General features: G+C 70.6%; 9 protein-coding genes. 8 read left to right on the plus strand and 1 reads right to left on the minus strand.

All coding sequences use genetic code 11. From position 1 onward, the window contains the following. The first annotated feature begins 84 nt into the window (after nucleotides 1-84). Together ABFX81_RS05530 and ABFX81_RS05535 are read left to right on the plus strand one after the other, a co-directional pair. Complete coding sequence (locus ABFX81_RS05530) at nucleotides 85-1,713, plus strand: ATP-binding protein (RefSeq protein ID WP_086852938.1); 1,629 nt, start codon at nucleotides 85-87, stop codon at nucleotides 1,711-1,713. Further along, nucleotides 1,710-2,447 carry a response regulator gene (locus tag ABFX81_RS05535; protein WP_346137688.1) on the plus strand — a complete coding sequence of 246 codons (738 nt, stop codon included), beginning with the start codon at nucleotides 1,710-1,712 and terminating at the stop codon, nucleotides 2,445-2,447. Before ABFX81_RS05530 ends, ABFX81_RS05535 begins: the two co-directional genes overlap by 4 nt. A gap of 449 nt (nucleotides 2,448-2,896) precedes the next feature. Here ABFX81_RS05535 and ABFX81_RS05540 read toward each other — a convergent pair whose 3' ends face one another. Beyond that, entirely contained in the window at nucleotides 2,897-3,844 is a 948-nt protein-coding gene (locus ABFX81_RS05540; RefSeq protein ID WP_086852933.1) for a formyltransferase family protein, read from the minus strand. Nucleotides 3,845-4,107: 263 nt separating this feature from the next. On the opposite strand from ABFX81_RS05540, the gene ABFX81_RS05545 reads away from it, so the two are divergent. The 6 genes from ABFX81_RS05545 to ABFX81_RS05570 all read left to right on the plus strand — a co-directional run bounded on the left by ABFX81_RS05545 (nucleotide 4,108) and on the right by ABFX81_RS05570 (nucleotide 11,563). Further along, nucleotides 4,108-5,463 (plus strand): SidA/IucD/PvdA family monooxygenase, encoded by a 1,356-nt coding sequence (locus ABFX81_RS05545; protein WP_086852931.1) that lies wholly within the window; start codon nucleotides 4,108-4,110, stop codon nucleotides 5,461-5,463. A 98-nt stretch (nucleotides 5,464-5,561) separates the two neighbouring features. Then, nucleotides 5,562-6,620, plus strand: a complete 1,059-nt coding sequence (locus ABFX81_RS05550; protein ID WP_086852929.1) for an iron chelate uptake ABC transporter family permease subunit — start codon at nucleotides 5,562-5,564, stop codon at nucleotides 6,618-6,620. Further along, nucleotides 6,617-7,678, plus strand: coding sequence for an iron chelate uptake ABC transporter family permease subunit (locus ABFX81_RS05555; RefSeq protein WP_086852927.1), 1,062 nt, complete (start codon nucleotides 6,617-6,619; stop codon nucleotides 7,676-7,678). Before ABFX81_RS05550 ends, ABFX81_RS05555 begins: the two co-directional genes overlap by 4 nt. Before the next feature lie 38 nt (nucleotides 7,679-7,716). Then, on the plus strand, nucleotides 7,717-8,556 hold the full coding sequence (locus ABFX81_RS05560; RefSeq protein ID WP_086852925.1) for an ATP-binding cassette domain-containing protein: 840 nt from the start codon (nucleotides 7,717-7,719) through the stop codon (nucleotides 8,554-8,556). 114 nt (nucleotides 8,557-8,670) lie between these two features. Continuing rightward, nucleotides 8,671-9,729: an ABC transporter substrate-binding protein gene (locus ABFX81_RS05565; protein ID WP_086852924.1), complete on the plus strand. Its 1,059-nt coding sequence runs from the start codon at nucleotides 8,671-8,673 to the stop codon at nucleotides 9,727-9,729. A gap of 46 nt (nucleotides 9,730-9,775) precedes the next feature. After that, a complete protein-coding gene (locus ABFX81_RS05570) occupies nucleotides 9,776-11,563 on the plus strand; it encodes an ABC transporter transmembrane domain-containing protein (protein WP_086852922.1) in 1,788 nt (595 codons plus the stop codon). Nucleotides 11,564-11,597 lie beyond the last annotated feature (34 nt).

Consider the following 11,597-nt stretch of genomic DNA (forward strand, 5'->3'; position numbering starts at 1 on the left):
CGGTTTTCCCTGGCCGGCGTCATGATTGTGCGACTCGGCACACGAGCCGCCCCACCTGTGTCGGCATTGAAGATTGAGTTCATTGTGGTCGCCACCTTTCGTCGCCATTCGCTCGCGGGCGAGATGCTGGTGCTCCAGCTCGCCATCGTCGTGGTGGTGCTGCTGGCGGTCGCCGCGGTCTCGCTCGCCCAGTCGCAGGCCACCTTCAACCGCGTCGAGGGACGCCGGGTGAGCGCGCTGGCCGAACAGCTCGCCGCCAACCCCCTGGTACGCAGCCAGCTCGTGCGTCCCGCGCCCGGCGAGACCCTCGCCCCGCTGGTGCTCGCCACGCAGGCGCAGTCCGGAGTGACCTCGGTGACGGTGGCCGACGCCTCCGGCCGGATCGTCAGCTCCACCAATCCCACGGTGATCGGCGAGCGGCTGCCCCCGGGGCACGCCACCGACCAGGCGCGGGGCTGGGCGGGGCCGCTGACGCTGGACGGCAACCGCGAGCTGGCCGCCCGGGTCCCCGTCCTCGGGGCGACGGAGGAGAACCTCGGCCGGATCCTCGGCACGGTGATGATCGGCGAGGCCGATCCGACGGTGTGGCAGCGGCTCAACGGCGCCTCCTCGTACCTGCTCGCCTATCTGGGCATCGCCAGCGGGCTCGGCGTGGCCGGCTCCTGGCTGCTCGCGCGGCGGGTGAAGCGGCAGACCCTCGGGCTGGAGCCGGGGGAGATCGCGGGACTCGCCGAGCACCGGGAGGCGATGCTGTACGGCATCGCCGAGGGCGTGGTCGCCCTGGACCCGCAGCACCGGCTCACCCTCGTCAACGACATGGGCCGCCGCCTGCTCGACCTGCCCGAGGACTGCGTCGGCCAGAACCTGGACGGCCTGGGCATCGACGGACGGCTGCGCGACGTGCTGGCCGGAACCGCCGCAGGCAAGCGGGACGAGGTCGTCGTCCGCCACGGCCGGGTCCTGGTGATGAACCGGATGACCGTCACCAAGGACGGCCGGCTCCTCGGCTCGGTCACCACCCTGCGCGACCGTACCGAACTGGCCCGGCTGGAGCGGGAGATCGGCTCCTTCCGCAGCTCCTCGGAGCTGCTGCGGGCGCAGGCGCACGAGTTCGCCAACCAGCTGCACACCATCTCCGGGCTGATCCAGATCGGCGAGCAGGACGAAGTCGTGCGCTACATCCGCGCGTTGAACCAGCACCGCCAGTCCCTGGACATCACCCTCAGCCGCCGCGTCCGCGACAGGGCGGTGGCCGCACTGCTGATGGCGAAGGCGTCCCTCGCGGCCGAACGGAAGGTCAGCCTGCGCATCTCGGACGACACCGCGCTGGAGCGGCTGGCCCCGGAGGACGCCGCCGACGTGGCGACCGTGGTGGGCAACCTCGTGGACAACGCCGTCGACGCGGCGGCGCACCACGGGGAGCGGTGGGTCGAGGTGGCGCTGCGGCAGGACGCCTCCAGCGTGGAGATCGTGGTCCGCGACTCGGGGCCGGGCGTGGCTCCGGAACTGGCCCGCGAGGTGTTCTCCCACGGCTTCACCACCAAGGCCGCGCGGGAGGGCGAGCGCGGCATCGGACTGGCCCTGACCAAGCTGGTCTGTGAACGGCACGGGGGAGAGATATCGGTGGCCAACACCCCCGACGGGGCCGTGTTCACCGCACGCATGACCGTCAGCCACCTCCCCGAAGCGGTGGCGGAAGGAGCGGCCCCATGACCGGAACACGCGACACGACGGAAACGCACGCCACCACCGGAACGCGCGACAAGGCGGGCACGATCGACGTCCTCGTGGTCGACGACGACTTCATGGTGGCCCGGGTCCACCGCGCGTTCGTCGAACGCGTCGAGCCGTTCCGTGTCGTCGGCGTGGCCCACACCGGCGGACAGGCGGTCGAGGCCGTGGACGAACTGCGCCCCGACCTCGTCCTGCTGGACCTCTACCTCCCCGACCTCTTCGGCCTGGACGTCATACCCCGGCTGCGCACCGCCGGCCACGACTGCGACGTCATGGTCATCAGCGCCGCGCAGGAGGCCGACGCGGTCCGCGGCGCCGTCCGCCAAGGGGTCGTCGACTACCTCCTGAAACCCTTCGACTTCGAGGACCTGCGCACCCGCCTGGAGCGCTACGCCGCCCAGCGGGGCCGGCTGCTCACGACGGTGGTACGAGGCCAGGCCGACATCGACCGGGTCCTGGCCGGAACGGCCGTCCCCGCACCGGCCCCCGCGCTGCCCAAGGGCATGAGCGTGGAGACCGCCGAACTCGTCGAACGGGCCCTGCGCGCGGCGGACGGCACCCTGTCCGCCTCCGAGTGCGCCGCGCTGACCGGCGTGTCCCGCGTGAGCGCCCGCCGCTACCTGGAGTACTTCCACGGCACCGGCAGCGCGGAGGTGTCCCTGCGCTACGGCGTCGCCGGCCGGCCCGAACGGCGGTACTCCTGGCGGACGTGATCCCCCCGACTACGACGGGCCGTCGCCCCCCGGAGGGCCGGGCGCCGGCAAGGGGGAAGGCGCGGGGACCGGGACGGAGACCGTCGCGGCCGAACCGCCCCGGCCCTTCGGCGCCGAGGCGCCCGGCTTCCCCGTCGTGTCCTCCGTGATGGTCACGGTGTACAGGCCCGGGCTCTGGTCATGCCACCGTCCGGTTTCCGGTCCGAGAGCCGTGGCGGCGGTCAGGGGGAGCACCACGGCCCCGGTGAGCGCCAGGACCCAGCCGAGGACGGGGCTCAGGAGCGTGCCGGCAGTCCGGTGGTACGTGTCGTGGTAGGCCAACTGTCGTCCCGGTGGTTCGACTTGACGTCATGTACTGCCCCCATGGGCCTTACTGTCGCAGCCGCCGCCGGCAAAGGGAATCTTGAAACTTAAAGTCCCACGCGTTGCACAGAAGTTTCACAGCGGTGTCAGGGCTGGTTGGTCAGGTAGCCGCCCATGGCGGTGAAGTACTCGGCCGCGGGCAACTCCCGGCCGTCCTCGGTCCGTACGCGCGTGATGGCCAGGCCGTGGTTGCGGCCGGTGCGGGCGTCGGCCCCGGCCACGATCACCACGCCCTCGCCCTCGCGGTAGAAGATGCGGCCGGGCGTGCCGCCGTACCGCCCCTCCGAGACGACGGCGGTCAGGACCTCGAGTCGCTTGCCCTTGTGGAAGGTGAACGCGCTGGGGTACGGCTCGGACTGGGCGCGGACCAGGCGCTCCAGGTCTTCGGCCGGCCAGGTCCAGTCGATGCGGCTGTCCTCGATGGACCGCTTGTGGAAGAAGCTGGCCTGGGAGCGGTCCTGCTTGGTGAACTCCGTCTGCCCGGAGGCGATGAGGTCGAGCGCGCCGATGGTGACCGGGGCGATGAGGTCGACGGTCTTGTGGAACAGGTCGGTCGCCGTGTCCGTGGGCCCGACCGTCACCGCCTCCTGCCGCACGATGTCGCCGGCGTCCAGTTCGTCGTTCATCATGTGCGCGGTGACGCCCACTTCGGGCTCGCCGTTGATCAGCGCCCAGATCAGCGGGGAGAAGCCGGCGTACTTCGGCAGCAGCGAGTCGTGCACGTTCAGCGTGCCGTGGCGCGGCAGGTCGAAGATGCGCGGCGGGATCCACGTACGCCAGTTGTTGGCCACGATGATGTCCGGGTCGGCCTCCTTGAGGCGCTGGAACAGCTCGTCGTCGTCGGGGCGGTTGCGGATCACGACCGGTACGCCGTTCTCCTTGGCGAGGTCGGCGACCGAGTCGCTCCAGATCTTCTCGTACGCGTGCTCGCTCTTGGGGTGCGTCACGACCAGGACCACGTCGTGCTCGGAGTCCAGGAGGGCTCGCAGGGTGCGGTGCCCCCAGGTCTGGTAACCGAACATGACGACCCGCATGGGGTTCCTCCTCGAAGCAGGGAATGGCCGTGACCAGTAAAGCAAGGCTTACCTAAGTGGTCAACGGGGCCAGTTCGCCCACGTGTTGACGACTCACCCACTCCGGCGTGTCCGTTTTGTCTATGGACACCCTCACGGGATGAGCTTAGCCTTACCTAAGTTTTGGGTGGTGCCTCTTCGGCGTGCCCGACTTCCGTACTTCCCGATGCTCGACCGACGGCTGCCTGCACAGAAGGGCCGCCGCACCGCACGATGGGAGTGACATGGCACAGGCTCGTCCTGGCGACGCCCCTTTGATCCACGACCTCATAGGCATCGGCTTCGGGCCGTCCAACGTGGCCATGGCGATCGCGCTCAGCGAGCACAACGCGGGCGCCGGCGGGGAGGAGGCGGTCTCCGCTCACTTCTTCGAGCAGCAGCCGCGCTTCGGCTGGCACCGAGGCATGCTCATCGACGACGCGACCATGCAGGTGTCCTTCCTCAAGGACCTGGTGACGCTCCGGAACCCCGCCAGCGAGTACAGCTTCCTGTGCTACCTCAAGAGCAAGGGACGGCTGATCGACTTCATCAACCACAAGAACCTCTTCCCGCTGCGGGTGGAGTTCCACGACTACTTCGAGTGGGCCGCGGGCCAGGTCGACGACATGGTCTCCTACGGCCACGAGGTCGTCGGCGTCATGCCCGTCGTGCGCGACGGCGTCGTGGAGTACCTGGACGTGACGGTCCGTTCGGGGGAGGGCCTCGAGGTCCACCGGGCCCGCAACCTGGTCCTCGGCACCGGTCTGCGCCCCCTCATGCCGGAGGGCGTGGAGCGCAGCGACCGCGTCTGGCACAACTCCGAACTGCTGGGCCGGGTCGACGCGCTGGAGGGCACCTCACCCTCCCGGTTCGTCGTCGTGGGTGCCGGGCAGAGTGCCGCCGAGAACGTCGCCTACCTGCACCGCCGCTTCCCCGGGGCCGAGGTCTGCGCCGTCTTCTCCCGCTACGGCTACAGCCCCGCCGACGACAGCGCCTTCGCCAACCGCATCTTCGACCCCGAGGCCGTCGACCAGTTCTTCGCGGCGCCGAAGGACGTCAAACGCCGGCTGATGGACTACCACGGCAACACCAACTACTCCGTGGTGGACATCGACCTGATCGACGACCTGTACCGGCAGATGTACCAGGAGAAGGTCCTCGGCACCGAGCGGCTGCGCTTCCTCAACGTGTCCCGGCTCACCGGTGTCACGGAGACGCCGGACAAGGTCACGGCCGCCGTCACGTCCCTCGTCACCGGCGAGAAGACCCTCCTGGACGCGGACGTCGTGGTGTTCGCCACCGGCTACAGCCCCGCGGACCCCGTCGGTCTGCTCGGCGAGGTGGCCGACCGCTGCCTCCGGGACGACGAGGGCCGCATCCGCGTCGAGCGCGACTACCGCATCGCGACGGAGCCGGATCTGCACTGCGGCATCTACCTCCAGGGCGGCACCGAACACACGCACGGCATCACCTCGTCCCTGCTGTCCAACACCGCCATCAGGGTCGGCGAGATCCTCGACTCGCTCCTCGACCGGGGCCGCAAGTCCGCCTCGGACGAGGCCCGGACGGTCGCCGACGGAACCGGAAGCGCGACCCGCTAGTCCACCCACCGGTTCCGCCGGCACATCGTCGCGCCTCGCCGGGTGGGCCCACCCGGCGAGGCGCGACGGCACTGATCAAAGGGATAACGTACGTCGACATGGGCACGATCGCAGTGGAGCGCCCCGCGTCCAAGGTCACAACTCAAGCCCGTCGGCGGCGAGTTGTAGGACTTGGCGCGCTGGTGCTGGTCCTCGTCGCAGCGGGGGCCGTGTCGTTGGCCGTCGGGGCGCGCGCGCTGAGCCCCGGCGAGGTGTGGCACGGGCTGTTCGCGGCACCGGAGTCCGACCAGCGTCTCACCGAGATCAGGCTCATCGTGGAGACCGTGCGGGTGCCCCGGACGGTGCTCGCGATCGTGGCGGGCGTCGCCCTCGGGGTCGGCGGGGCGCTGATCCAGGGGTACACGCGCAACCCGATCGCCGACACCGGCCTGCTGGGCGTGAACTCCGGCGCCTCGTTCACCGTCGTGACGGTGATCGCCGTGTTCGGGCTCTCCGACCCGTTCCATTACATCTGGTTCGCCTTCCTGGGGGCGGCGGTCGCCGGTGTCGTGGTGTTCGGGCTGGCGAGCATCGGCCGCGGTGCCGGGAACCCGCTGACGCTCGCCCTGGCCGGGCAGGGGGTCACGGTGTTCCTCGCGGCGATGACCACGGCGATCGCGCTGTCGGACCAGAAGTCGCTGAACGCGCTGCGGTTCTGGAACGCGGGCTCCGTGGCCGGCGTCGGCTTCGGCGTCATCTGGCCGGTGACCGCGTTCATCGCGGCCGGACTGGTACTGGCCCTGATCACGCTGCCGGCCCTCAACCTGCTCAACCTGGGTGACGACGTGGCGCGCGGCCTCGGGGTGAACATCGCACTGAGCCGGACCATCGGCATCACCGCCATCACCCTGCTGGCGGGCGCCGCGACCGCCGCGTGCGGGCCCATCGCGTTCCTCGGGCTCATGGTGGCCCACGTGGCCCGGTACCTGACTGGCCCCGACTACCGCTGGCTGGTGCCGTACGCGGGTCTGCTCGGCGCCATCGTGCTCCTGGTCTGCGACATCGTGGGCCGTCTGGTGGTGCGGCCGAGCGAGCTGGACGCGGGTGTCGTCGTCGCCCTGCTGGGCGCCCCGTTCTTCGCGGCCCTGGTGTGGCGCGGAAAGTTCAAGAACGCATGAACAGGACAGACGTGAAGCCGTCGGTGACGCCGGGCGTGCGGCTCGGCCAGGTGTCGTTCGTGTGGCGGCCGTGGATCGTGTGCGTCACGCTGCTGCTCGCGGCGGCGACGTTCCTGGTGTTCTGCCTGTCCATCGGCGTCGGGGACTTCCCCATCCGGCTGCCCCAGGTGATCGCCACGCTCCTCGGCCGGGGTGAGCAGGTCGACGAGTTCGTGATCATGGATCTCCGGATGCCGCGCGCCCTGGCCGGGGTCGTCGTCGGCATCGCGCTGGGGGTGTCCGGGGCGCTCACGCAGTCCATCGCCCGCAATCCGCTGGCCAGTCCGGACGTCCTGGGGATCACGAACGGCGCCAGCGCGGTCGCGGTGTTCCTGGTGACGGTGTCGGGCGGGACGGCGGCGGCGATCGTCAGCTCCGTGGGCCTGTCGGCGGCGGCCCTCATGGGCGGTCTCGGCACGGGCCTGCTGGTGTACTTCCTCGCCTGGCGGCGCGGGATCGACGGCCTCCGGCTCATCCTCATCGGCATCTCGGTGAGTGCCGTGATGGAGGCCCTCACGACCTGGCTGCTGGTCACGGCCGACATCAGGGACGTGGCCCAGGCCCAGACATGGCTGGTCGGCTCGCTGGACGACCGGTCGTGGGACGAGGTCCAGGTGGCCGTCTGGGGCACGCTCGTCCTGCTGGTCGTCGTGGCGGCCGCCGCCTTCCAGTTCAAGCCGATGCACCTCGGTGACGACGTCGCCGCGGGCCTGGGGGTCCGGTACTCGGCCGTGCGCGCGGTCCTCCTGCTGTGCGCGGTGCTGCTGGCCGGCGTGGCGGTGAGCGCGGCGGGCCCGGTCCCGTTCGTGGCGCTGGTGGCCCCGCAGGTGGCGATGCGTCTGGCGCGCTGCCCGACGCCGCCCATGGTGGCCTCCGCGCTGGTCGGCGCGCTGCTGCTGACCGGCTCGGACCTGGTCGCCCGCACGGCCCTGCCCGTCAGTCTCCCGGTCGGCGTGGTCACCGCGGCGATCGGCGGCCCCTTCCTCGTCTATCTGCTGGTACGGGCGAACCGCAGATAGCTGGTACAAAGTCAGGCGAGCCTAAGTAAGGGGGCCTTGTGGTCACTCAGTCCGTCACCGGGGTCGAGTCGAAGTCCGATCAAGCCTCACGGCTGGCAGCCAGGGGCATCACGGTCGGCTACGGCGCCCGGGCCGTCATCGACGATCTCGACGTGGCGATACCCCCCGGGGTGATCACCACCATCATCGGCCCCAACGGCTGTGGAAAATCGACCCTGTTGCGCACCCTGTCCCGGCTGCTCAAGCCGTCCAAGGGGACGGTCGTGCTGGACGGCGACGACATCGCCCGGCTCAGGACCCGGGACGTGGCGAGGAAACTCGGCCTGCTGCCGCAGGCGCCGGTCGCGCCCGAGGGGCTGACGGTGGCCGACCTGGTCGCCAGGGGCCGCCACCCGCACCAGAGCTGGCTGCGGCAGTGGTCCTCGGACGACGCCGACGTGGTGGAGCGCGCGCTGGCCATGACCGGGGTGGCCGACCTGGCCGACCGCCCGGTCGACGCGCTGTCCGGCGGGCAGCGGCAGCGCGTCTGGATTTCGATGACCCTCGCCCAGGGCACCGATCTGCTGCTGCTGGACGAGCCGACCACCTATCTCGACCTGGCGCACGCGATGGACGTCCTCGATCTGGTCGATGATCTGCACGAGTCGGGATGCACCGTGGTGATGGTGCTGCACGACCTCAATCTGGCCGCGCGCTACAGCGACAACCTCATCGTGATGCGGGAGGGGTCGATCCTGGCGCAGGGCCATCCCCGTGACGTGCTGACCGCCGAGCTGCTGCACGAGGCGTTCGGACTGCGTGCCAAGGTCATCGACGACCCGGTGGGCGACCGGCCGCTCATCGTCCCGATCGGTCGCACGCATGTCCAACTCGACTAGTTCGCCATAAAGTTACGTAAGTAAGGCTAGGCTTACCTTACTGCCTTGCGATACGGTTTGCCTGCCCTTACCCGGGGGCGCAGTGGACAGTGCGAACAGCAAGGGGATTGACGGATGCTCCTCCACAGAACGACGCGCAGGACGCCATGGCGGCGGGCCGCGGCGCTCCTCTCCGCCGCGGCGCTCGGCGTCGGCCTCCTCGCGGGGTGTGGTTCCGAATCGGACTCGGCGGACAAGGGCAGCGACAACACCTCGACCGCCGCAGCCGGCGCCTTCCCGGTCACCGTGGAGCACGCGTTCGGCACCACGAAGGTCACCGAGACCCCGAAGCGGGTCGTCACCGTCGGCTACACCGACGACCAGACCGTCCTGGCGTTCGGCATCAAGCCGGTCGGCATGACCGACCAGTACCCGAACCCGGCGGGCAAGAGCCCCGACATCAACACCCAGTGGCCCTGGGTGAAGGACAAGTGGGGCGACACCAAGCCCGAGGTCATCATGAAGAACGGTGACACCGGCCCCAACTACGAGAAGATCGCCGCCCTGCGCCCCGACCTGATCGTCGCGGTCTACTCCGAGATCGACCAGGCCGGCTACGACAAGCTCTCCAAGATCGCGCCCACGGTGGCCCGCACCAAGGCCGAGAAGGAGCCGTTCAGCGCCCCCTGGCAGGACAACGCCCTGCACATCGCCAAGGCACTCGGCAAGGCCGAGGAGGGCGAGAAGATGGTGCAGGACATCCAGGGCAAGCTCGACGCGGCCAAGAAGGCGAACCCCGAACTCGCGAAGCAGACCGCCGTCGTACTGTCCTGGTACGAGAACTCGGTGGCGCCGTTCACCTCCACCGACGTGCGCGGCAGGCTCGTGACGGGTATCGGCTTCAAGTACCAGACCGAGATCGACAAGGTCGCCGACGGCAGCTTCTACACCAAGCTCTCGCCGGAGCGCGTCGACCTGGTCGACGTCGACCGCATCTTCGTCATCAACGACAAGGCCGACACGGCGGCCCTGAAGAAGTTCAAGCTGTTCGCCAACCTGGACGCCGTGAAGAAGGGCAACGTGTCCTACCTGCTGGACAGCGAGGGCCCGGCGGTCGGCGCGGCCATCTCCCAGGGCACCCTGCTGTCCATGCCGTACGCCGTCGACGAGCTCGTGAAGTCGGTGGCCGAGTAGCGATGCCGGTCACCAAGTCCTGTCCTCTCCCCACCCGGGTCGCGGTGTGAGCGCGACCGTCACCCGCCCTGCCCCGGCGACGCTGCACACGGCGACCGGGCGCGAGGCCGCCCGATGGGTCGCGGCGCACTGCCGCGAGGTGCCCTTGCTGTCGGCGGCCACCGTGCTCACCACGGTGGCCGGCGCGGCGCTCCAGGTGCTTCCGGTCCTGCTGCTCGGCCGGGTGGTCGACGGCGTGGTCGAGGGCGAGTCGCGCTCGATCCTGGTCACCATCGGGGTGTTGATCGGGGCCGCCGCGCTGCTCGGCGCGGCGGCCACCGCGGTGTCGACCTACCTGATCGGCCGGCTGGGCGCCGACCTGCTCGCGCGGCTGCGGGAAGGAGCCGTCCGGGCGGTGCTGGGCATGCCGAGCGCCCGCGTCGAACAGGTCGGCCGGGGAGACGTGCTCTCCAGGGTCGGCGACGACGTGGCCGTCATCTCCAAGGGCATCCGTACGGCCATCCCCACGGTGTTCTCGGCCGGAGTGCTGGTCACCATCGCCACGTTCGGCATGTTCGGGCTGGACTGGCGGCTCGGACTGGCGGGCGCCGGCGCGCTGCCCGCGTACGCGCTCGCCCTGCGCTGGTACCTCCCCCGCTCCGCGCCGCTCTACCGGAAGCAGCGGGTGGCCCAGGCCGACCGTGCGCAGGCGTTGATCAGCGGTCTGAACGGGATCGACACGGTCCGCGCCTACCGGCTGGAGGGCGCCTTCCGCGAGAAGGTCACCAGCGAGTCCTGGCGGGTGCGCGATCTCGGTATCGAGGTGTTCCGGTTCTTCGGCCGGTTCGTCGGCCGGGAGAACCGCGCCGAGTTCATCGGGCTGGTCCTGATCCTCCTGGTGGGGTACGCCCTGCTGGAGGCCGGCGCCGCCAGCCTGGGCGAGGTGTCCGCGGCGCCGCTGCTGTTCCACCGGCTGTTCGGCCCGCTGGGCCTCATCATGTTCACCTTCGACGAGGCGCAGAAGTCGGGCGCGAGCCTGACAAGGCTGGTCGGCGTGCTGGGGGAGGCCGGGGAGGGCCGGCTGGTGGGTGACCCGGCCGTCGCGCCGGCGGACGCCGAGCCGTTGCAGGTGACGGTGCGGGGGCTGACGTTCCGTTACCCCGGCGCCGAGGAGCCGGTGCTGAGGGACGTCGATCTGACGATCCCGGCCGGGGGTTCGCTCGCGCTGGTGGGTGCGACGGGTGCGGGCAAGACGACCCTGGCCGCGCTGATCGCGGGCATCGGGACCCCCGAGGCCGGGTCGGTGCGCATCGGCACGACCGACCTGGCAGGCCTGGACGAGGCCGGGGCGCGGGCCCTGGTGAGCATCCTGACGCAGGAGACGCACGTGTTCTCCGGCCCGCTCGCCGACGACCTCCGGCTGTCCGCGCCCGGAGCGACCGACGCTGAACTGACGGAAGCACTGCGCACGGTCGGCGCCGACGCCTGGGTGCAGGCGCTGCCCGACGGGCTGAACACCACGGTCGGCGAGGGCGGCGAGCGTCTGGACGTCACCAAGGTCGCCCAGATCGCGCTGGCCCGGCTGGTGCTGGCCCGCTCGCCCGTGGTGGTGCTCGACGAGTCCACCGCGGAGGCCGGCAGCGAGGGCGCCGCCGAGCTGGAACGCGCGGTCGTGGCCGCGTGCGCGGGCCGGACCACCCTGTTCGTGGCGCACCGGCTGACCCAGGCGATGGCGGCGGACCGGATCGCCGTGCTGGACGCGGGCCGTGTCGTCGAACAGGGCACGCACGACGAGTTGGTGGCGCTGGGCGGCCGGTACGCGCGACTGTGGCAGGCATGGCGCGAGGGCAGTTAGGCAAGCCTAAGTTAGGCTGGGCTTACTTTGGTTT

Source organism: Streptomyces coeruleofuscus, assembly GCF_039532725.1.
Lineage (GTDB): Bacteria > Actinomycetota > Actinomycetes > Streptomycetales > Streptomycetaceae > Streptomyces > Streptomyces coeruleofuscus.